The sequence below is a fragment of the Pseudomonas sp. P129 genome (assembly GCF_020312195.1).
GTDB classification, from domain to species: Bacteria; Pseudomonadota; Gammaproteobacteria; order Pseudomonadales; family Pseudomonadaceae; genus Aquipseudomonas; species Aquipseudomonas fragariae.
Genome location: NZ_JAGPYS010000010.1, coordinates 75029 through 97919 on the forward strand (window position 1 = coordinate 75029; position 22891 = coordinate 97919).

Sequence of the window (22891 nt, forward strand, 5' to 3'; positions counted from 1 at the left end):
CGTGAGGAACGATAATCTCAACTCCGTGCCGAAGCTCTGCGTCAGGCAACTCAACTATCGTGCGACGCTCCGCGTCGTCATGCCGTTCCGGACGCTCCGCGTCCTCTTTGCGACGCAGAGCGTCGAGAACTGCATTCCCACGCTGGAGCGTGCGGAACGATAATCTCAACTTCGTGCCGAAGCCCTGCGTCAGGCAACTCAACTATCGTGCGACGCTCCGCGTCGTCATGCCGTTCCGGACGCTCCGCGTCCTCTTGCGACGCAGAGCGTCGTGAACTGCATTTCCACGCTTGAGCGTAGGGAACGATAATCTCACTCCTTGCCAGCCAGCACCCCGATAATCCCCTGAATATCCCCCTGCAACTCCGTCAGCGGGTCAGCGCCGTCAATCCCCAGCACCAACAGCTTGCTGCCAGCCGCCTCGATGGCGGCCTTGACCGGCGTGGGTGGCTGGCGGTGATCGAGCACCAAGGCCACGTCGTTATCCTTCAGGGTCGCGCTCAGTTTGCTCAAGGCTTCTGGCGTCCATTGCTCGTCCGTCAGCGCCTGAGTGTCGATCAGTTCCAGATTCAGCCCGCTGATCAAATAGCCGAAGCGATCCGACAAACTCACCACACTCAAATTATCGGCACCGGCCAGCGCGGCTTCGCTGCTGGCGCTGAGCTTGAGTAGCTGCTGTTTGAACGCCGCCAGATTGGCCTCGATTTTCGGTTTGGCGGCCGGTGCCAGGCGCACCAGGTCCGCCGCCAGCACATCCGCCATACGCCCCATGTTATTGCTCGCCAGCCACGGCTGACTGTTCAATCCGTCATTGCCCTGACCCGGCTGTACGGCGATGCCCGGCAGACTGCCGTCCACCGGACGTGCGGCATCGATCTCGACGATACGAATATTGCTGCGCCGTGCATTGGGGTAGAGCGGATCATCGGCCCAGATCGAGCGCAAGCCGATTACCGCGTCGGCGTTGTTCGCCAGCCCGCGCAAGGCATCGGCACCACGCCCGGTGAAATACGCGGTCTGACGCGAGCCCGGCAGGTTGGCCGCGGCAGCGCGCTCCAGCACCACACCGCTGTCCTTGAGCAGTATTTCGCCCAGGCCATAGGTGATCGGCAGGCTGGCCAGCACTCGCACCGGTTGCGGTTTATCGGTTTTGCTGTCGGCCGCCTGCAGGCTGTTGCTGAACAGGCCGGTGATGAGCAGCGCCAGACTCAAGGTACGTAACGTGGGCATTTATCCAATATTCCCTTTCAGGCTCGGCAGCGTGCCGCGAGCGATGGCGGCCAGGGCGAAAGCAATGCCCGCCACCAGAATGATTGCCGCGCCGGACGGCACAGGCAGGTCGAAGACGATGGGCAGCAGGATGCCGCACAGGGTGCTGATGGTTGCAATGGCCACTGAAATCCAGAAAAAGCCCTTGAGCGACTGACTCAACAAGCGGGCCGCCGCCGCTGGAATCACCAGCAACGCACCGACCAGGATTGCGCCGATGACTTTCACCGCCGCGACCGTGATCAGCGTCACCAGAATCACGAACAGGTAATCCAGCGTCTTTACCGCCACGCCGCGCACCGCAGCCAGCTGCGGATTGAAGCTGGCCAGCATGATGCGGTTGTACAGCGGCAGGCTCAGGCCCATGACCAGCGAACCGACGATCAGCAGCACCAGCAGGTCGTTGCCGTTGACGGTCAGCACCGAGCCGAACAGCACGTTTTCCAGAATGTGCACGTTGATCTTGCCGGCCAGCACCAGCAACAGGCTCGCGCCCAGTGCCAGGGAGACCGACAGGAACACGCCGATCAACGTGTCCGGTGCCAGCCCGGTGCGGTTGCGCAGGTAATTGAGGACGATGCCGAACAGCAGGCAATAGCCGAACAGGGCGCCATAGGGGCCGGTGTAGGGTTCGCCGAGCAGAATGCCGATCGCCACCCCGGTGAGTGCCGCATGACCCACGGCTTCGGAGAAAAACGCGAAGCGCTTGACCACCACCAGCGTGCCCAGACCGCCCAGCACCGGGCCGATCAACAGCCCGGCGAGCAGGGCGTTGACCACGAAACCGTAGGCCAGCGCCTCGGGCAGGTAACCGGACGAGGCGAGGCCCTGAATGAACAGGCGAAAGGTTTCGTAATCCATTACGCGATCCTCACGGCGCTGCTATCCATCGTGCGCGGGTGCGCGGAAAACAGGGTCAGCAGCCGCTCCGGGGTCAGCGCGGTGGCGGCCGGTTCATCGAACAGGATGCGTCGGTTGAGCCCCGTGACCTGATCGGCCAGACGCCTGACGGCATCCAGATCATGCTCGATCCACAGGACCGTGACCCCGCTTCGGCGCCAGTCACCCAACAACCGCTCAAACACCTGAATACCCGCCTCATCCAGCGCCGACATTGGCTCATCCAGCACCAGCAATTGCGGCGCAGGAATCAGCCCCTGCGCCAGCAGCACGCGCTGCCGCTCGCCACCGGACAGCGCGCCCATGCGCCGTTTGCGCTTGTCCTGCATCCCGACCCGTTCCAGTGCCTCGCCAATCGCTGCTGCGTAGTGCTTCGACAAGCCCAGAAACGCCGGGCGTCGCTGACACATGGCCGCCATGAAATCGTCGACGGTCATCGGCAGGCCACGGTCGAACTCTAGCGCCTGCGGTACATAGCCGATCAGGCCCGGGGCAGCAGGCCACAGCAGGCTCAATTGGCCCTGATGCGGTGTCTGTCCGAGCAGGGTCTTGATCAACGAGCTTTTGCCACCGCCGTTCGGTCCGACCAGTGCGTGTACGCTGCCGGCGCGCACATTGAAGTGAACCTGATCGAGAATCGTGGTGCGCCCGAGAGTCAGGCTGACCTGATTGAATTCGATGCCCGGCCCCTGGCTAATGATGTCGAGGTGCTGTGCAGCCGTCATGCGCCCGACTCCTGAATGGCCCGTACCACCGTGTCGAGGTTGCCGGCCATTTCCTTTTCGTACTTGTCGGCGGTGTACTCGCCATAGGAAATGTGCGACAGCGGGTACAGCCGAACTCCGGATTCACGCTGAATGGTCTCGACGTAGGTGGACGGGAAGTCCATCTCCGAGAAGATCACTTTCACATCCAGCTCACGCAGTTGGTCGATGGTTTTTTTCAACTGACTCGGGCTGGGCTCGATGCCATGCGCCGGTTCAACCACGGCGGTGACTTCCAGGCCGAATTCGCGCAGCAGGTAGTCGTAGGCGGCATGCACCGTGGCCACACGCAGGTCGGCATTGGGTGCCTTGGTCAGTTTGGCGAGCGCGTCGGCGCGCATCTGGCGCAGGCGTTTGCCATAGGCACGGGCATTGGCGGTGTAGGTTTTGGCATTGTCCGGGTCCAGCTTGCCCAGCTCGCGGGCGATATTGTTGACCTGCGCAATGGACGCACTGATCGACAGGAAGGTGTGCGGGTTGACCACTTTGCCGGCACCTCGCGCCGCCACCCCGGTGGCCGCCAGCAACGGCACATCGGCGTTGGCCTCGATGGTCTTGATGTTCGGCGTTTCACTGGCGGCGATCATGCGGTCGGCAAAGTCGTCATGGCCGACGCCGTTGAGTACGATCACGTCCAGCGAACCGATGCGCTTGATGTCCTCGGCGCGCGGCTCATAGGCATGCGGGTTGAAGCCCGCCGGGATCAGCGGCACGACGTCGGCCTTGTCGCCGACGATATTGCTCACGTAGCTGTAGTAAGGGTGCAGGGTAATGCCGATGCGCAGGCGTTTGGCCGGTTCGGCGGCGAAGCCGGACGGCGCCAGCAGGGCGACCATCAGCCCCGTCAGCAGGACGCGCAGCAAGGGACGGCGTTTGAGTGAAATAGGCATGGGCAAGCGGTCTTCTTTCAAAGGAATGCGGAGTTTCAGTGCGGGTGCTGACGGGTCACGCCAGCATCGAATTGCGCGACGACCTGTTTCCAGCCTGAATCGATCAGGGCCTGGTCACCGAGGTCGCTGACCGCCGCCGGCGAGGCGTTGCGGTTGATCCAGATGTCCGGCTGCTCGCCGGAATCGACACGCATCAGAAACGAACCGGCCACGCTCGGCGTCCGGCTCAGCCCCAGATAGGACCGCTCGATCATCTGCCAGGCATGATCGCCACGGCTCACCGAACTGGCATCTTTGGCGAACGGCGCAAAGCCTTCATCGCCCAGTTGCTCTGGGGTGATCGGTGTCTGCTGCTCGGTGGCCAGCAGGCGGATTTCATCGAGGGTCACGCGCAGGTCGGCGTAAATGCCTTGTTCCGCAGCGCTCAGGTCGCGTCGTGCGTCCAGTTGATGGCTGGAGACGCTGTGCGTTTCCTGAGTATCACGGTGCAGGCTGATCACGCCGGCAGCGCTGCCGAGGATCAGCAGGCACAGCAACAGGACGTACAGGGTTTCATGCCCGGCGCCTGCCGGACGGACGATATGTCGGGTCGGTGCGCTCATGGGGCCTGGATATCCGCCTGATCGATTTCCACCACGTGACCGGGTCCGGCGTCGAACAGCACGTAGAACTCCGAAGCCGGGCGCTTGAAGGTCACGGTCGAGTCTTCGCCGAGCTTGCCGGGCACCAGAATGGTTTCGTCGTAGCCGATCACGTCCAGGGTCACACCCGGTGCACCACTGCCGTCGGAAAAACCGCCGGTGCAGCGGATCTGCTCGGTGTCGATCTGTTTGCATTCGCACATCGGGTTATGCGCCAGGGCGTTGCTGCTCAGGCCAAGCAGGCACAGGGCACTGGCCGTCAGCCAGCGCAGGGAAGGGCGGGCACTCATGGTTGGGCTCCTTGTTTTTTCAGCCACGCCACGGTGCTGGGCGAAGCCTGTTGCAGGGGGATGGAGGTCTGATGCACGGCGCCGTCCCAGCCTTCCATGGTGATCCACAGCTCGGCGTCGGGATCGGTGTTTTGCGCAATCTGCATGAAGGCGCTCATGCGGTAGCCGCCACCGAAGAAAATCACCCCGGCGGTGCGCAGGCTGCGCGGTTTGCCGATGCGCAGATAAGTGGCCTTGACCCGGTCGATGCAGGCGTTGCACAGCGCCGCATTGAAACTTTTCATGTAGCCCGATGGGCCGGAAAGGCGCGGCGCTTCGTTGCGGTCTTCTGCCAGGCGCAGGCTCCACGGGCCGACCTGAATCTCGCCGATCTCGCGCTGGCCAAGGCCCTGATCACCGCGATCCAGCGCGTTATCGGAAAAGTACTTGGGCATGAAACCCAGCGGGATCAGCACCAGCAGCACGTTGATATGGAAGCGCCATTTGTGCCAGAAACGACTCAATGACGATGCAGGTTGTGCAACAGTGGCGGCCTTGCTCACAGGCTGTTCTCCGGGGTGCGGGTCGCCAGCGGCGAGGGCGAGGTGTTTCGTGGGGTTGCAGCGGCCGTTGCCGGGCGGGCTCGGGTTCCACGCTTGAGGGCGTTGAGCGTCGCCAGTGCAGTACGCTTGCTCCAGATCAACAGGCCGCTGAGCACCATCATGCTTAGCAGCAGACCGAAGAACGCCCAGATCAGCTTGATCCAGATGCCGCCGAAATCGCCGGTGTGCAGCGGACGCATGGACTCGGTGACGAACTCCAGTTTGTTGCGGTCCGACAGCAGGTGCGAGGCGGCAATCTCGCCGCTGTACGGGTTGATTTCGGCAGTCTGGAACATCAATGGATACCAGCTGCGCCCACCCACCTGCAGGTTGCTGTAGGCATTGAACGGCGGCGTGATGAAGCTGGCTTCCAGGCCCGGAATCCGCTCCCTGGCGATTTCCACGGCGCGCTCCAGGCTGATGGTCGGCGCGGGTCTGCCGTCGGCAGTCAGTGGTACGGCGCTGTGCGGGATGATCGACGCGACCTGGGATTTGCTGGAAATACTGATCTGGTTGTCGCCCAGAATCGCCTGGATCAGAAACCACGTGCCGGTAATGGAAATCACCGCAATGAACCAGATCGACCAGACGCCGCTGAGGCGATGCAGGTCGCCCCAGAAAATCCGCGGGCCCTGGCTGAAACGCACGGGCTTGAAAAAGCCGCGCCAGAATTTCTTGTAGACCACCAGCCCGGTCACCAGTGAGGCCAGCAACGGCAGGCCGAGAATCGACACCAGATACCAGCCCCACGAATAACCGTTGGTAAACGGCACCAGCCACCAGCCGTGCAGCGCGCGGGTGAAGCGGCGGAAGTCGAACGACGGGGTAATGCCCTGAATCACCCCGGTGTAAGGGTTGACGTAAGCCGGCACCGAACGCCCGTCGGGGTAAGTGATGAACACGCTCAAGGCGAAGTAGTCGCCGTCCGGCTGCATGATGGTGCCGACGATCAGGTCCGGTTGGTTGCGTTCGATGGTGGCGCGAATCTGTTCGAAGTTCAGGCGCTGGGCATCGTCGGAAGGACGGTTGTCACGCATCTCCGGGTTGGCCAGCCACATGATTTCCTTGCTGACCACGGCCAGCGTGCCGGTCACACAGACGATCAGCACGAAGAACCAGATCGGCAGGGCCAGCCAGCTGTGGACGAGAAACCAGATTTTTGAACGGGACTTCTTCGACATGGATAAACAATCTCGATTCACGATGTGGAGCGGCCGCAGGGCGGTCCCCTCTGTCTGTACGCGCGGGCGATATAAAAGCGTCACATTAAGTCAAAGACGAATGAGAACTGAATTCCTATAGGAATTTTTTGCGTTTAAATGCAAAAAATTGTTTCAGGACGGCCGAACACCTCCGCATGCTGCATGAATAGGGCGGTACGGTTAATTTTTCAGCGACGCAGTACGTTCAATCTGGACATTGGTGTTGCGCCAGGCCGCAGGGGCTCGGGCGCTTTTGCCATCAAGGGAGAGACATCATGAGTCATGCGTTGAGTTTGGATATCCGGCCATTGCTGGCAGGGGCGGGCAGCTTGCCGATGCTGGTGCAGGCACCCGAGCCCGGTCTGGACTTGATGGAAGCGCTGGGCGAACTCAAGCCGCTGGTCGCCGGGCACCTGTACAGCGCCGGTGGGATTCTGTTTCGCGGTTTCGAAGTGGGCGGTGCAGAAGCGTTTCGCGAGTTCGCCGCCGGTTTCGGCGATCCGCTGCTCAACTACGAATTCGGTTCTACGCCGCGCAGCAACGTCACCAAAGGTGTGTACACCTCGACCGAGTACCCGGCACACCAGAGCATCCCGCTGCACAACGAGCAAGCGTACACGCTGGAATGGCCGATGAAGATCTGGTTTTACAGCATGATCGCGGCGCAGACGGGTGGCGAAACACCGATCGCTGACAGCCGCGAAATCTACCGACGCATCCCGGCGCGCATTCGCGAACGCTTTGTCGAAAAGAAACTGATGTACGTGCGTAACTACGGCAACGGGCTCGATGTGGAATGGAGTCAGGTGTTCAACACCGAAGATGAGTCCGTGGTCGAAGCCTACTGCCGGGCGCACAACATCGAATGCGAATGGAAAGACGACGGCGAACTGCGCACCCGGCAGATTTGCCAGGCAGTATCGCGCCACCCGGTGACCCACGACAGCGTCTGGTTCAACCAGGCGCACCTGTTCCACATCTCCAACCTGCAGCCGGAAGTGCGCGAAACCCTGCTCGACGTAGTGGACGAAGAAGACCTGCCGCGCAACGTCTACTACGGCGACGGCTCGCCACTCGAAGAAACCCTGCTGGACGAAATCCGCGGCGTGCTCGACGAATGCACCGTCAGCTTCCCATGGCTGGAAAACGACGTCCTGATGCTCGACAACATGCTCACCGCCCACTCCCGCGCACCGTTCACCGGCAAACGCAAAGTGGTGGTCGCCATGGCACAGGGGCATTCGGATCAGTGACAGGGCGAAGGAACCCGACGAAGTCGGGCCGGAAACAGGAGCGAGGGGGGTTGCCTACTTTGGCCCCATCAAAGTAGGTCGCCGAGGGGCGAACAGGTGACCTGAGTCGAACCCCAATCCACCTGACATCACAGAACAGCCGTGTGACGCAGAGCGTCACGAACTGCATTCCCACGCGGAGCGTGGGGACGATGGTCATTCATTGCCAGCCACTGTCCCATAAGCGCTTTTCGAGTGCGATGCTATTGACCGCAGAGCGTCACATTCCCACGCCGAACGTGGAGGCGAGAGTCACAGAGGGCGCACTGGCCTCTTCGCGAGCAAGCTCCCACCAGGCGGTCCACTTGAGCGTGCGCAACGATAGTTGTCCTGCTTTGATTATCGTGCCTGCGCTCCGCGTAGGCATGCAGTTCTGGACGCTCTGCGTCCTCTCTTGAGTGCGCGGTGCAATGCAGAGCCTCACCCCCCCCCCCCGAGAAACCTTTCTAAATATTTCCTCGCCAATTCGTTCTTGTTGATACGACCCCGCCCGACGGTCAGCCCCACTCAGCAAGGATCGACCCATGAACCCCGAACACGCCCAGAAACTCGCCCGCCGTTTTGTCGAGTTACCCCTTGAAAAACGCCGCCTGTTCCTCGACGGCATGCGCAAGGAGAACATGGATTTCTCGCTGTTCCCGATCCCTTCCTGTGCCGGTCTGGCCGAGCGTGATGGCCTGTCCTATGCCCAGCAACGCATGTGGTTTCTCTGGCAACTGGACCCGCACAGCGCGGCCTACAACCTGCCGATGTCGGTGTGCCTGAACGGTCCGCTGGAGCTGCCGCTGCTGGAGCGGGCCTTCAGTGCGCTGGTCGAGCGACATGAAAGCCTGCGCACCACTTTCGGCCAGGAGGGCGACCGGGCGTTTCAGCGTGTCGCGCCGCCAGCGCCAGTGAGCATCCGCCTGACCGATCTGAGCGCCTTGCCGCCCGAACAGCGCTGGGCCAGTGCGCGGCAGGCCATGGCCGAACAGGGCGCACAAACCTTCGATCTGCAGCGTGGGCCGCTGTTCACCGTGCAGGTGCTGCGTCTGGCCGAACAGGAGCACCTGCTGCTGCTCAACCTGCACCACATGATCACCGATGGCTGGTCGATGAACGTGCTGATCGACGAATGGCTGCGCGGCTACGACGCACTGCTGGCCGGTAAACCGCTGCCTTTTCAGCCGCTGCTCGTGCAGTACCGCGATTATGCGGTCTGGCAACGCAGCTGGCTGGAAGCCGGTGAGCAGGAGCGTCAGCTGGACTACTGGCGCAGACACCTGGGCGAAGAGCATCCGCTGCTGGAGCTACCCACCGACCGTCCGTATCCGGCCTTACCCAGCCACGATGGCGCGCGCCTGGAACTGGCACTGGAGCCCGAGCTGCTGCGCGACCTGAAAAGCCTCGCGCAACGTCAGGGCGTGACCCTGTTCGTGGTGCTGCTGGCGACCTTCAAAAGCCTGCTGCATCGCTACAGCGGGCAGACCGATATTCGTGTCGGCGGCCTGATCGCCAACCGCACCCGCAGCGAAACCGAAGGGCTGATCGGCTGCTTCATCAATACTCAGGTACTGCGCAGTGAAGTGACGGCGCAGACCCGCTTCGTCGACCTGTTGAGCATCGTGCGCGACGCCTCGACCGGTGCCCAGGCACATCAGGAGCTACCGTTCGACGCCATCATCGACGCCCTGCAGCCGGAGCGCAGTCAGAGCCATAACCCTTTATTTCAGGTGATGTTCAATCACCAGCCGGTGGTTGCCGACCTGCTCGACAAACAGTTGAGCGGCGGCCTGCGCGTGGCCAATCTGCCTGCCGGGCAACAGGCATTGGCGCAGCGCTCGCACGCTGCCGCCAGCGACCTGATGCTGGCCACCAGCGGTGAAGGCGAGCAACTGCATGCCGCCTTCACCTACGCCACCGACATCTTTGACGAGTCGACCATCGCTCGCCTGGCCGGGCACTGGCGCAACCTGTTGGCCTCTGTCTGTGCCGACCCGCTGCAGACCATCGCCGAGCTGTCGATGCTCTCGGCCGACGAGCGCACGCAACTGCTGGATGTCGACAACGCCACCAAAGCCGACATCACAACTCCCGCGCATCGCCAGTTCGAAGCGCAAGTACAACGCACACCGGACGCACTGGCGCTGATCCTCGCCCGTGAAGGTCAATCGCCGAGCCTGAGCTACACCGAACTGAACCAGCGCAGTAACCGTCTGGCCTGGCAACTGCGCGAGCGGGGTGTCGGTGCGGACGTGCTGGTCGGCGTGGCGCTAGGCCGCTCGCTGGACATGCCCGTGGCGCTGCTCGCCGTGCTCAAGGCGGGCGGTGCCTATCTGCCACTGGACCTGAATGCGCCGAGCGAACGCTTGCGTCATGTAGTCGAGGACAGTGGCGTGAAACTGCTGCTGACCCATAGCGATCAGCTGACCGGGCTGCCTGAACTGGCTGATATTCAATGCCTGTGCATCGATCGGATGCACAGCGAAACCGCCAGCGTGCAAAACCTCGACGGCCCGATCGATCCGGCCAGTCTGGCCTACGTGATCTACACCTCGGGGTCGACCGGGCGGCCTAAAGGCGTGGCGATCAGTCATGCGGCGCTGGCCGAATTCGTCACCCTGGGTGCTGACTACAGTGACCTGCACGAAGGCGACCGGGTCCTGCAATTCGCCACCCACAGCTTCGACGGCTTCGTCGAGCAGTTCTACCCACCGTTGTGTCGCGGTGCGGCCGTTGTGCTGCGTGACGAACGCCTGTGGGACAGCGCCACCTTCCATCAGGCCATCGTCGAGCATGGCGTGACCCTCGCCGACTTGCCCGCGGCCTATTGGCTGATGCTGGTTCAGGACTTCGCCGCCAGCCTGCCCGCGCATTACGGCGCGCTACGGCAGGTGCATGTCGGCGGCGAAGCCATGGCCGTCGAAGGTCTGCGCCTGTGGCACGAGGCCGGGCTGGGACATGTGCGGCTGCTCAATACCTATGGTCCGACCGAAGCCACCGTGGTGTCGAGCATCCATGATTGCAGCACGCTGACCCCGCAGCAGGTGTCATGGCGCGGCGTGCCGATTGGCCAGGCGCTGACAGGACGACGCCTGTACGTTCTCGACGATCAAATGAACCTGCTGCCGCAAGGTGCGGTGGGCGAGTTGTACATCGGTGGTCCTGGCCTGGCGCGGGGTTATCACGCCCAGCCGGGTCTGAGTGCCGAACGTTTCGTCGCCGATCCGTTTGGCAGCGGTGAGCGCCTGTATCGCAGCGGCGACCGCGCCCGACTGCGTGCCGATGGCGCTGTCGAGTACATCGGCCGGGTCGATCATCAAGTGAAAATTCGCGGTTTCCGCCTTGAACTGGGCGAGATCGAATCGCGCCTGCAGCAATGCAAGGGCGTGCGCGAGGCCGTGGTGCTGGCCGTCGAACTGGCGGGCAGCACGCAGCTGGTCGCCTACGCGGTGCCGGACGTTGCCGCCTCCACAGAGGCCGAACAGTTGGCCCTGCGCCAGAGTATCCGCAGCCAGTTGCAAGCCAGCCTGCCGGATTACATGGTGCCGACGCACATGCTGCTGTTGCCCGAGCTGCCCCTGACGCCCAGCGGCAAGCTGGACCGCAAGGCATTGCCGGCCCCCGACGCAAGCCAGTTGCAGGCGCGTTATCGGGCGCCGCGCAGCGAGGTGGAAATCTGCTTGGCGGCCATCTGGCAGGACGTCCTGCACGCACCCCAGGTGGGCCTGGACGATCACTTCTTCGAACTGGGCGGGCATTCGCTGCTCGCCGCACAAGTCATCGCCCGGATCAAGACGCAGCTGGGCGTCAGCCTGCCGCTGCGCACCCTGTTTGAAAAACCGCTGCTCGGTGAGCTCGCCGTCGAAGTGGCAGCGCTGACCGACAACAGCACGGACAACGACTGGAGCGACATGGACCAGTTCATGGATTCACTGGAGGAATTCGGCGCATGACCGGGACCACTGCTGCACGCATCGCGAAACGTTTTGTCGGCCTGTCGCTGGAGCAACGCCAGCAGTTCCTCGCCCGGTTGCGCCAGGAAGGCAAGGATTTCAGCCTGTTGCCGGTGCCGGTCAGTCGGCATGATGTCAGCGCCATTCCGCTGTCCTTCGCTCAGCAACGCCTGCTGTTCCTCTGGCAACTGGGTCCCTCGAGCGACGCGTACAAGATGACCACCGGCCTGCGTCTGCACGGCACGTTGAATGAGCCTGCGTTGCGCCGCGCATTCGATCATCTGATCGAACGCCACGAGGTGCTGCGCACGGTGTTTCACACCGATGGCGATCAGGCACAGCAAGTGCTGCTGCACGACCAGACAGTCGCATTGGAAAGCATTGATTTGGCCGGTCTGGCCGATGTCGAACTGCGCGATGCCGAGCTGGCGCTGCAAGTGGCCACAGTCACCGGCCAGCCGTTTGATCTGCGCACCGGGCCGCTGCTGCGCGCGCACCTGTTCCGCCTGGCGGGCGATGAGCATGTGCTGATCGTGAGCATGCACCACATCGTCTCCGACGGCTGGTCGATGGACGTGATGATTCAGGAGTTCGTGCACTGCTATCAGGCGTACTGCGAAGGTCGCGAGCCCGCACTGCCGGAACTGCCGCTGCAATACGCCGACTATGCGATCTGGCAGCGCAGCTGGCTGGAGGCAGGCGAGGGCGCACGTCAGCTGGACTACTGGCGTAACCAGTTGGGCGAAGAGCAGCCGTTGCTGGACGCTGCGCCGGATTTCCCGCGTCCGGCCACGCAGAGCTATCAGGGCGAGCACCTGCGCTTCGATTTCGGCGTTGATCTGTCGCGGCGGCTCAACGCCTTTGCACGTACACAGGGCATGACCCTGTTCATGCTTGTGCTGGCCGGCTTTTCGCTGTTTCTGTCGCGCAAGGCCGGGCAGCGTGATATCCGCATCGGCGTGCCGAATGCCAACCGCGGTCGCGCGGAAACCGAAGGGTTGATCGGCTTCTTCATCAACACTCAGGTCTTGCGCTGCCAGGTGGACGAACGCCTGAGCTACCTTGACTTGTTGGCGCAGATTCGCGACACCTCGTTCGGTGCGCAGGCGCATCAGGACGTGCCCTTCGAACAACTGGTCGATCAACTGGCACCCGAGCGCAGCCTGGGCCACAACCCGCTGTTCCAAGCCAAGTTCAACCAGAACGTGGTCCTCAAGCAGAAAACCGCGCTCAGGCTGGCCGGGCTGGAGGTCAGCGAATATGCCTTCGACAAACAGGGCGCGCATTTCGACCTGGCGCTGGACATCACTGACGACGGCACACTGATCCACGGCGACATGGCCTACGCCAGCGACCTGTATCGACGCACCACCGTCGAAGGTTTCATCCCGGAACTGCTCGCACTGTTCGAAACCCTGCTCGACGCGCCGCAGGCACCGCTGTTCAGCCTGGGAGCACTGACGGTCGAGCCGAGGCGCGAAGCTCGTGAACCCGCGCCGCACATGCTGCAACTGTGGGATCGGCAGGTCGAACTGCAACCTCATGCCCAGGCAGCCCGCTGCCTGGAGCGCACGCTGACCACGCTGCAACTGGAGCAGGCCGCCAATCAGCTGGCTCATCACCTGATCCGCATGGGCATCAGCGAGGGCCAGCCGGTCGCGGTATTGATGGAGCGTTCGCTGGACTGGCTGACCGCCGTGCTGGCGATTTTCAAGGCCGGCGGCGTGTACATGCCGCTGGATGTCAAAGCCCCGGATGCGCGATTGCAACAGATGCTGATCAATGCGCAGGCGAGGGTGCTGCTGTGTGCCGAGGGTGATGTGCGGCAGACGTCATTGGGTGTCGCCGGTTGTCAGGGCCTGACCTGGACGCCTGCGCTGTGGCAGGACCTGCCTGTCAGTCGCCCTGATACCCGGCCTTCAGCCGATTCGGCGGCCTACGTGATTCATACCTCCGGCTCGACCGGGCAGCCCAAGGGCGTACTGGTCAGCCAGGGTGCGCTGGCCAGTTACCTGCGCGGCTTGCTGGAACAACTGCATTTGGCGCCAGAGGCAAGCATGGCGCTGGTCTCGACCATCGCCGCCGACCTCGGCCATACCGTGCTGTTCGGCGCGCTGTGTTCGGGGCGCACGCTGCACGTGCTGACCGAGGCGTTGGGTTTCGACCCGGATGCCTTCGCGGCCTACATGGCCGAGCATCAGGTGGGCGTGCTGAAAATCGTCCCCGGTCATCTGGCCGCGCTGTTGCAGGCCGGCCAGCCAGCCGACGTACTGCCGCAACATGCACTGATCGTCGGCGGCGAAGCCTGCTCGCCGGCGCTGGTCGAGCAGTTGCGTCAGCTCAAGCCGGGTTGCCGGGTGATCAACCACTACGGGCCGAGCGAAACCACTGTTGGTGTGCTGACTTATGAGGTGCCAGCTTCATCATGCCTTGATCAAAAATTGAAAGCGGACTCGAATCCCTGTGGGAGCGAGCTTGCTCGCGAAAGCGATAGTCCGGCTTTCCCATCTCGCAAGAATGTACAAACCTCTTCGCGAGCAAGCGAAGCGTCGCCCAGCTCGCTCCCACAGCTCCCATGTTTCCCACAGAGCACTGCACACTCTGGCGACCCTCTGCGCAGCGTGCCGGTCGGCACGCCGTTGCCAGGGGCCAGCGCCTACGTGCTGGATGACGTGCTGAACCCGGTCGGCACTCAGGTCGCCGGCGAGCTGTACATCGGCGGTGACAGCGTGGCGCTGGGCTATATCGGCCAGCCTGCGCTGACCGCCGAGCGCTTCGTGCCGGACCCGTTCGCGCAGGACGGCACGCGCGTCTATCGCAGCGGCGACCGAATGCGCCGCAATCATCAGGGCCTGCTGGAATTCATCGGCCGGGCCGACGATCAGGTCAAAGTGCGCGGTTATCGTGTCGAGCCGGCAGAGGTCGCGCGGGTGTTGCTGGGCCTGGCTTCGGTGGCGCAGGTCAGCGTACTGGCGCTGCCCATTGATGACGATCAGGCCCGCCTGCAACTGGTGGCCTATTGCGTCGCGGCAGGCGGTGCGGACCTGAGTGTCGACAGCCTGCGCGAGCAACTGACTGCGCGCTTGCCGGACTATATGGTGCCCGCGCAGATCATGCTGCTGGACAGTCTGCCGCTGACCGCCAACGGCAAACTCGACAAGCGCGCCTTGCCCAGGCCCGGGGTGGTCAAACAGCGCTATACCGCGCCGGTCGGCGAGGTCGAGGAAAAGCTCGCCGCCGTGTGGGCGGACGTGCTGAAACTGGAACAGGTCGGCAGCACCGACAACTTCTTCGAACTGGGCGGCGATTCGATCCTCAGTCTGCAGATCATCGCCCGCGCCAAGCGCCAGGGCATCAAGCTCAGCCCCAAGCAATTGTTCGAAAAACAGACCATCGGCCAACTGGCTTCGGTGGCAAAACTGATTCAGAAAAAGCCCGCCGCCGTGGCAGAGCAGATCAGCGGTTCGTTGCCGTTGCTGCCGATTCAGGCACGCTTCTTCGAACTGGACATCCCCCAGCGTCAGCACTGGAATCAGGCGCTGATGCTCAAGCCTTTGCAAACGCTGGAGGCCTCTCATCTTCAGGCTGCATTGACTGCGTTGGTCGAACAGCACGATGCGTTGCGTCTGGGTTTCACCCGGCAGAGCGGCCAATGGCAGGCCACCTTCGGCGCGCCGAACACTCGCGAGCTGCTCTGGGCCCATGAGCTGGACAGCATCGAGCGCTTGCCTGAGCTGGCCGCTGAGGCGCAACGCAGCCTGGATCTGAAAAACGGACCGCTATTGCGTGCCGTGCTGATCCACCTGCCGCAAGGCGAACAGCGCCTGTTGCTGGTGATTCATCATCTGCTGGTGGACGGCGTGTCATGGCGGGTGTTGCTGGAAGACCTGCAACAGGCGTACCTCGCCCTGGCGCAAGGCCAGCCGGTAGCACTCGCGGCAAAAACCACGTCGCTCCAGCGTTGGGCCGAGCAATTGCAACAGTACGCGACCGGCCAGACGCTGAAGGCCGAGCGCTATTACTGGCTGCAGGCCTTGCAGGGCGCGGACCAGCCGCTGCCTCGCGACAAGCCCGAAGGCACGATGCGCAATCGCGACGCGGCCCATGCGTCGTCATGGCTGAGCAGGGACCTGACCCACAAGCTGCTGAAAGTCGCGCCTGTTGCGTACCGCACGCACGTCAACGACCTGCTGCTGACGGCGCTGGCCCAGGTCCTCTGCGAATGGAGCCAGCAGCCCTCGGTGCTGATCCAGCTGGAAGGGCATGGCCGTGAAGACCTGTTCGACGAAACTGATCTGAGCCGCACCGTCGGCTGGTTCAGTAGCCTGTTTCCAGTGCGCCTCACGCCGCAGATCGCGCCGGGTGCAAGCCTGTCTGGCATCAAGGAGCAATTGCGTGCAGTGCCCGACAAGGGCATTGGTTACGGCGTGTTGCGCTATATGGGCGAGGCGTCTTTCGCGCAGCAATTGGCCGCCTTGCCGCAGGCGCGGGTCACGTTCAATTACCTGGGCCAGTTCGACGGCAGCTTCAACGAACATCAAGGCGCGCTGTTCGTACCGAGTGCCGACAGTACAGGCACTGCGCTGTGCGAGGACGGGCCGCTGGGCAACTGGCTGAGCCTCAACGGCCAGGTGTTCGACGGCCAGTTGCAACTGGACTGGAGCTTCAGCCGCGAGGTGTATCACGCCTCGACCATCGACACCCTGGCGCGTCGCTACGAGCAGGCGCTGACCACCCTGATCGAACATTGCACGGCCGGGCATCAAGGCGTCACGCCGTCGGACTTCCCGCTGGTGCGCCTCACCCAGGCGCAGCTTGACGGTCTGCCGATTGCGGCGGGCCAGATCGAGGATATCTACCCGCTGTCGCCGATGCAGCAGGGCATGCTGTTTCATTCGCTGTTCGATGAGGGCGCGGGCAACTACATCAACCAGTTGCGGGTGAACATTGGTGGGCTGGATGTGCCGCGTTTCCGCAGCGCATGGCAGGCCGCGGTAGACCATCACGACGTGCTGCGCAGCTGTTTTGTCAGTCAGCGCGAACAGTCGCTGCAAGTGGTGCAGCGCCAGGTGACGTTGCCCTTTGTCGAACTGGATGCGCGCGGCCAGCCGGAAAGCTGGCTGGACGACTGGGCGCAGGCCGACCGTCAGCAGGGTTTTGATCTGGCGCAAGGGCCATTGTTGCGCCTGGCCGTGTTGCGTACCGCCGCCGACGCGTGGCATCTGGTGTATACCAGCCACCACATCCTCATGGATGGCTGGAGCAGCTCGCGCCTGCTCGGTGAAGTGCTGCAACGCTACAGCGGCCAGATGCCAGCGAAACAGGCAGGCCGCTATCGTGATTACATTCAGTGGCTGCAGCATCAGGACGCCGCCCTCAGCGAGCGTTTCTGGACTGCGCAGCTGGCGGAACTGGACGAGCCGACCCGTTTGCTGCAAGCGTTCAAGTCTTCGGCGCAGGGAGGGGGCTACGGCGATTACATCCAGTTGATCGATGCCGATGGCACCCGACGCCTGAACGCGTTTGCCCGCGAGCAGCGCGTCACCCTCAATACGCTGCTGCAATCGGCCTGGCTGTTGTTGCTGCAACGCTACACCGGCCAGTCCAGTGTGACCTTTGGCGCGACCGTGGCCGGGCGTCCGGCCGAGTTGCCGGGTGTCGAAGAACAACTGGGGCTGTTCATCAACACCTTGCCGGTCATCGCCAGCCCGCGAGCCGAGCAGACGGTGGCCGACTGGGTGCAGCAAGTGCAGGCGAAGAACCTTGCGCTGCGCGAGCATGAGCACACGCCGCTGTATGACATCCAGCGCTGGGCGCGCAACAGTGGCGAGGCGTTGTTCGACAACATTCTGGTGTTCGAAAACTACCCGGTGTCCGAAGCCCTTCAGCGCGCGCCGGACGGTCTGGTCTTCAGCGACCTGCGCAATCAGGAGCAGGCGCATTACCCGCTGACCCTGGTGGTCGAGGCCACTGAGGTGCTGTCGGTGCGTTTCAGCTACGACCGCCAGCACTTCAGCGCCGAAGGCATTCTGCAACTGGCGGCGCATTTCGATCACCTGCTGCAGAGCCTCTGCGCATCGGCAACCACGCCACTCGGCGAACTGGCATTGCCGACCGCCTGGACGCAAAGCGTGCAGCGCTACCCGAGCGAGCACTGCGCGCATCAACGCATCGAAGCCCAGGTCGAGCGTAACCCGCAGGCCATCGCCCTGAGTTTTGGCGATCAGCAACTGAGTTACCGGCAGCTCAACCAGCGCGCCAACCAGCTTGCGCACAAACTGCGCGAGCAGGGCGTCGGCCCGGATGTGCGCGTCGGGCTGGCCGCCGAGCGCGGTCTGGAGATGATTGTCGGCCTGCTGGCCATCCTCAAGGCCGGTGGTGCTTACATGCCGCTGGACCCGGATTACCCGCAGGATCGCCTGAGCTTTCTGATGCACGACAGTGGTATCGAACTGTTGCTGACCCAAGCGCCGCTGCTTGGCAAACTGCCGATCCCCGAACAGGTGCAGACGCTCGATCTAGCTGACGAACTGGACGGTTACAGCACGGAAAACCCGCTCAATCAGACCGCGCCGGACAACCTGGCCTACGTGATCTACACCTCGGGCTCGACTGGCAAACCAAAAGGCACCTTGCTCGCCCATCACAACCTGATGCGCCTGTTTGCCGCGACGGACGACTGGTTCAAATTCAGCGAAAAGGACGTGTGGACGCTGTTCCATTCCTTCGCCTTCGACTTCTCGGTGTGGGAGATTTTCGGCGCGCTGCTGCATGGCGGTCGACTGGTCATCGTGCCCCGTGAAGTGAGCCGCTCGCCGGAAGAGTTTCATGCGCTGCTGGTCGAGCAGCAGGTTACGGTGCTCAACCAGACACCTTCGGCGTTCAAGCAACTGATGCGCGTGGCCTGCGATTCGCCGATGTCGATGTCGCTGCAGACAGTCATCTTCGGTGGTGAGGCGCTGGACGTCGCCAGCCTGAAGCCTTGGTTCGAACGCTTCGGCGATCAGACGCCGCAACTGGTCAACATGTACGGCATTACCGAAACCACCGTGCATGTCACCTACAGACCAATAGCCGAGGCCGACACGCAGAACCCGGCCAGCCCGATTGGCGAGGCGATTCCCGACCTGTCCTGGTACGTGCTGGACGCCGATTTCAACCCGGTCGCCCAAGGTTGCAGCGGCGAGCTGCACATCGGCCATGCCGGTCTGGCGCGGGGTTACCACAACCGCGCCGCGCTGACTGCCGAACGCTTCGTGCCGGACCCGTTCTCCAACGAGGGCGGCCGTCTGTACCGCACCGGCGACCTGGCGCGTTATCGCGCTGCCGGAACCATCGAATACGCCGGGCGCATCGACCACCAGGTGAAGATTCGTGGCTTCCGCATCGAACTGGGCGAAATCGAAGCGCGGCTGCAAGCGCACCCGGCGGTGCGCGAAGTCAGCGTGCTGGCGCTGGACGGGCAGTTGGCGGCGTACCTGGTGCCTGCTGAGCCTGATCAGGACCAGCCAACCCTGCGTGAAATGCTTAAAAACCAACTCAGGGCGCACCTGCCGGATTACATGGTGCCCACCCATTTCATCGTCCTCGACAGCATGCCGCTGACTGCCAACGGCAAGCTGGACCGCAAGGCGCTGCCTGCGCCGGACGCCAGTCAGTTACAGGCCACCTACAGCGCCCCGCAAGGCGAGCTGGAGCAGCAACTGGCCGCGATCTGGGCCGATGTGTTGAAACTCGAGCGGGTCGGGCGCAGCGACAACTTTTTCGAGCTGGGCGGGCATTCGCTGCTGGCCACTCAGGTGATTTCGCGCATTCGTCAGCAGCTGGATGTCGAGCTGTCGTTACGCGACCTGTTCGAAGCGCGTGATCTGGCGGCCTTCGCGCTGGCAGCGGGTGCGGGGCAGGGCAACGGTGCGCCGCGCTTCATCAAGGCCGACCGCAAGCAGCCGCTGGGTCTGTCCTACGCGCAGCAGCGGCAGTGGTTCCTCTGGCAGCTTGACCCGGAGAACACGGCGTACATTATTCCCGCAGCCCTGCGCCTGCGCGGTTCGCTGGACATCGCGGCACTGGAGCACAGTTTCAGCGCGCTGATCGCACGTCATGAAACCCTGCGCACGACCTTCCGCCAGCAGGGCGAGCATGCCGTACAGGTCATTCATGCGCCACGCGCCTTGACCCTGCCGGTCGAGTCGGTGCCCAGCGACCAGACCCTTGAAGCCTGCGTGCAGCAGGAAATGCAGCGCCCGTTCGATCTGGAGCAAGGGCCGCTGTTGCGAGTCCGTTTGCTGAACCTGAACACCGACGAGCATGTGCTGATTCTGACCCAGCATCACATTGTCTCCGATGGTTGGTCGATGCCGATCATGGTCGATGAACTGGTGCGCCTTTACGAGGGCTACAGTCAGGGCCGTGAGGTGAGCTTGACCGCGCTGGACCTGCAATACGCGGACTACGCGCTGTGGCAGCGGACCTGGATGGAGGCCGGCGAGCAGGCCCGGCAGCTGGATTACTGGAAGCAGCAACTGGGCGATCAGCAGCCGATTCTGGAACTGCCCGCCGATTACCCGCGGCCAGTGGTGCAAAGCCATGCCGGTGCGCGGCTGGCGGTAGAACTGGAACCCGCGCTGATCGATGGCTTGAAGCAGGTCGCGCGGCAACAGGGCGTGACCCTGTTCATGCTGTTGCTGGCGTCATTCCAGAGCCTGCTGCACCGTCATAGCGGTCAGTCGGACATTCGTGTCGGCGTGCCGATTGCCAACCGCAACCGCGCTGAAACCGAAGGCCTGATCGGCTTCTTCGTCAACACGCAGGTGCTGCGTGCCGAGTTTGACGTGCACACGACGTTCAACGAGTTGCTGCAGCAGGTCAAACACACCGCCCTGCAAGCCCAGGCGCATCAGGAGCTGCCCTTCGAGCAACTGGTCGAAGCCCTGCAGCCCCAACGCAGCCTCAGCCACAGCCCGCTGTTTCAGGTGATGTTCAATCACCAGAGCCAGGCCAGCGCCGATGTCCGCGCGCTGCCCGGTCTGCAGGTCGAGGCACTGCTGCCGGACAGTTACCCGGCACAGTTCGACCTGACCCTGAACACGGCTGAACATGACGGTGGCCTGAGCGCTGGCCTGACCTACGCGACAGCGTTGTTCGACCCGCGCACCATCGAGCGCATGGCCGGGCACTGGCTGGCCTTGTTGCAGGCCATCTGCGCCAATGCCGCACAGCGGATCGCCGAAGTGCCGATGCTCGACAGGGCTGAACGGCAGCAGATTCTCCACGGCTGGAACACCACAGTCGCAGACTTCCCCAGCGAGGACTGCCTGCACAGCCTGATCGAAGCTCAGGTGCGCGCCACGCCGGAGGCGCCGGCGCTGATTTTCGCCGCCGAGCAACTGAGCTACGCACACCTCAACGCCCGCGCCAATCAGCTTGCGCATCGCCTGCGTGAGTCGGGCGTCGGCCCGGACGTATTGGTGGGTATCTGCGTCGAGCGCAGTCTGCAACTGGTCATCGGTCTGCTGGCGATCATTAAAGCGGGTGGCGCTTATGTACCGCTGGACCCGGATTATCCCGAAGATCGGCTGGCTTACATGATGCAGGACAGCGGGATTGGCTTGCTGCTGACCCAGACGGCATTATTGGAACGTTTGCCGGTTCCGCCCCAGGTGCAGAGCCTGTGCTTGGATCAGGACGGCGACTGGCTGGAGAGTTACAGCATTGCAAATCCAGTCAGCTTCAGCCATCCACTGAATCTGGCTTACGTGATTTACACCTCGGGTTCGACCGGCAAACCCAAGGGCGCGGGTAACAGCCATCGTGCTTTGGTCAACCGCTTGCACTGGATGCAGAAGGCCTACGGGCTGAACGAATCCGACACCGTTTTGCAGAAAACGCCGTTCAGTTTCGACGTGTCGGTCTGGGAATTCTTCTGGCCGCTGATGACCGGCGCACGCCTGGCCGTGGCGCTGCCGGGTGATCATCGCGACCCCGAGCGGCTGGTGCAGACCATCCGTGAGCATCAGGTCACGACTTTGCATTTCGTGCCGTCGATGCTGCAGGCGTTCATGACTCATCCGCAGGTGGAAAGCTGTAACACGCTGCGTCGGGTCGTATGCAGCGGTGAAGCACTGCCTGCAGAGCTGGCCACCCAGGTGCTCAAGCGTCTGCCGCTGGCCGGTCTGTACAACCTGTATGGCCCCACCGAAGCGGCCATCGACGTGACCCATTGGACGTGCAGCACGGATGACATCCTCCGCGTGCCGATCGGGCGGCCAATCGACAACCTGAAAACCCACATCCTCGACGACGGCCTGCTGCCTGCCGCACAGGGCGTGGCGGCGGAGTTGTATCTGGGTGGCGTCGGTCTGGCACGCGGTTATCACAACCGTGCCGCACTGACGGCTGAGCGTTTCGTGCCGGACCCGTTCGACGAGCAGGGCGGCGGCAGGCTGTACCGCACCGGCGATCTGGCGCGTTATCGCGACGCGGGCGTCATCGACTACGTAGGGCGTATCGACCACCAGGTGAAGATTCGCGGCTTGCGCATCGAACTGGGCGAAATCGAAGCCAGCCTGCTGGAGCACGACAGCGTTCATGAGGCGGTGGTGATCGACGTTGACGGCTCGTCCGGCAAGCAGCTGGCGGCGTATCTGGTGGTCGAGCACCATGACGATCAGTTGCGTGATGCGCTCAAAGCCTTCCTCAAGGAATCGCTGCCGGATTACATGGTGCCCACGCACTTCATCCTCCTCGACAGGATGCCGCTGAGCGCCAACGGCAAGCTCGACCGCAAGGCACTGCCGAAACCGGACGCCAGCCAGTTGCAGCGCCAGTACGTCGCTCCGTGTACCGAGCAGGAGCAGCAGATAGCGGCGATCTGGGCCGATGTGCTGAAAGTCGAGCGTGTCGGCCTGAGCGACGATTTCTTCGAGCTCGGTGGCCACTCGCTGCTGGCGACGCAGCTGATTTCCAGAATCCACAGCGGCCTGGGAATCGACATTCCGCTGCGCCTGATCTTCGAGAAACCGCAATTGAACGAATTTATTCAGGCCTTCGCCGACAGTGGCCTGTCGCTGACCGAGGACGGCTTGTCCGATATTGAAAAAATGATGAATGAAATGGCGGGTATCTGAC

The 22891-nt window shown here is 62.9% G+C and carries 11 protein-coding genes; 3 read left to right on the forward strand and 8 right to left on the reverse strand.

Features of this window, described 5'->3' with window-relative positions; all coding sequences use genetic code 11:
• Positions 1-312: 312 nt before the first annotated feature.
• The 8 genes from KBY02_RS20530 to KBY02_RS20565 are packed head-to-tail and all read right to left on the reverse strand — an operon-like array spanning position 313 to position 6516.
• The gene (locus KBY02_RS20530; RefSeq protein ID WP_096135618.1) at positions 313-1230 is read right to left on the reverse strand and encodes a metal ABC transporter substrate-binding protein; all 918 of its coding nucleotides are present in this window, start codon (positions 1228-1230) and stop codon (positions 313-315) included.
• Positions 1231-2130 (reverse strand): metal ABC transporter permease, encoded by a 900-nt coding sequence (locus tag KBY02_RS20535; RefSeq protein WP_003406943.1) that lies wholly within the window; start codon positions 2128-2130, stop codon positions 1231-1233.
• Positions 2130-2894 (reverse strand): metal ABC transporter ATP-binding protein, encoded by a 765-nt coding sequence (locus KBY02_RS20540; protein ID WP_096135617.1) that lies wholly within the window; start codon positions 2892-2894, stop codon positions 2130-2132. Before KBY02_RS20540 ends, KBY02_RS20535 begins: the two co-directional genes overlap by 1 nt.
• Entirely contained in the window at positions 2891-3823 is a 933-nt protein-coding gene (locus KBY02_RS20545) for a metal ABC transporter substrate-binding protein (protein ID WP_011267340.1), read from the reverse strand. The genes KBY02_RS20540 and KBY02_RS20545 overlap by 4 nt, the downstream gene beginning before the upstream one ends.
• A 35-nt stretch (positions 3824-3858) precedes the next feature.
• Positions 3859-4425 (reverse strand): DUF6162 family protein, encoded by a 567-nt coding sequence (locus KBY02_RS20550; RefSeq protein ID WP_024650818.1) that lies wholly within the window; start codon positions 4423-4425, stop codon positions 3859-3861.
• Complete coding sequence (locus KBY02_RS20555; protein WP_003406932.1) at positions 4422-4754, reverse strand: hypothetical protein; 333 nt, start codon at positions 4752-4754, stop codon at positions 4422-4424. The genes KBY02_RS20550 and KBY02_RS20555 overlap by 4 nt, the downstream gene beginning before the upstream one ends.
• Positions 4751-5296: a hypothetical protein gene (locus KBY02_RS20560; RefSeq protein WP_003406929.1), complete on the reverse strand. Its 546-nt coding sequence runs from the start codon at positions 5294-5296 to the stop codon at positions 4751-4753. Before KBY02_RS20560 ends, KBY02_RS20555 begins: the two co-directional genes overlap by 4 nt.
• Positions 5293-6516 carry a PepSY-associated TM helix domain-containing protein gene (locus KBY02_RS20565; protein ID WP_103753977.1) on the reverse strand — a complete coding sequence of 408 codons (1224 nt, stop codon included), beginning with the start codon at positions 6514-6516 and terminating at the stop codon, positions 5293-5295. The genes KBY02_RS20560 and KBY02_RS20565 overlap by 4 nt, the downstream gene beginning before the upstream one ends.
• Before the next feature lie 296 nt (positions 6517-6812).
• On the opposite strand from KBY02_RS20565, the gene KBY02_RS20570 reads away from it, so the two are divergent.
• The 3 genes from KBY02_RS20570 to KBY02_RS20580 all read left to right on the forward strand — a co-directional run bounded on the left by KBY02_RS20570 (position 6813) and on the right by KBY02_RS20580 (position 22890).
• Positions 6813-7790 (forward strand): TauD/TfdA family dioxygenase, encoded by a 978-nt coding sequence (locus tag KBY02_RS20570; RefSeq protein WP_011267343.1) that lies wholly within the window; start codon positions 6813-6815, stop codon positions 7788-7790.
• A 563-nt stretch (positions 7791-8353) separates the two neighbouring features.
• Positions 8354-11764 (forward strand): non-ribosomal peptide synthetase, encoded by a 3411-nt coding sequence (locus tag KBY02_RS20575; protein WP_225650722.1) that lies wholly within the window; start codon positions 8354-8356, stop codon positions 11762-11764.
• A 113-nt stretch (positions 11765-11877) separates the two neighbouring features.
• Positions 11878-22890 (forward strand): amino acid adenylation domain-containing protein, encoded by an 11013-nt coding sequence (locus KBY02_RS20580; RefSeq protein WP_412548792.1) that lies wholly within the window; start codon positions 11878-11880, stop codon positions 22888-22890.
• Position 22891: the final 1 nt, after the last annotated feature.

Coding starts and splice junctions, on each gene's coding strand:
- KBY02_RS20535 (WP_003406943.1), bottom strand. CDS start 2,130: ATGGATTACGAAACCTTTCGCCTGTTCATTCAGGGCCTCGCCTCGTCC.
- KBY02_RS20570 (WP_011267343.1), top strand. CDS start 6,813: ATGAGTCATGCGTTGAGTTTGGATATCCGGCCATTGCTGGCAGGGGCG.
- KBY02_RS20565 (WP_103753977.1), bottom strand. CDS start 6,516: ATGTCGAAGAAGTCCCGTTCAAAAATCTGGTTTCTCGTCCACAGCTGG.
- KBY02_RS20530 (WP_096135618.1), bottom strand. CDS start 1,230: ATGCCCACGTTACGTACCTTGAGTCTGGCGCTGCTCATCACCGGCCTG.
- KBY02_RS20550 (WP_024650818.1), bottom strand. CDS start 4,425: ATGAGCGCACCGACCCGACATATCGTCCGTCCGGCAGGCGCCGGGCAT.
- KBY02_RS20545 (WP_011267340.1), bottom strand. CDS start 3,823: ATGCCTATTTCACTCAAACGCCGTCCCTTGCTGCGCGTCCTGCTGACG.
- KBY02_RS20575 (WP_225650722.1), top strand. CDS start 8,354: ATGAACCCCGAACACGCCCAGAAACTCGCCCGCCGTTTTGTCGAGTTA.
- KBY02_RS20555 (WP_003406932.1), bottom strand. CDS start 4,754: ATGAGTGCCCGCCCTTCCCTGCGCTGGCTGACGGCCAGTGCCCTGTGC.
- KBY02_RS20540 (WP_096135617.1), bottom strand. CDS start 2,894: ATGACGGCTGCACAGCACCTCGACATCATTAGCCAGGGGCCGGGCATC.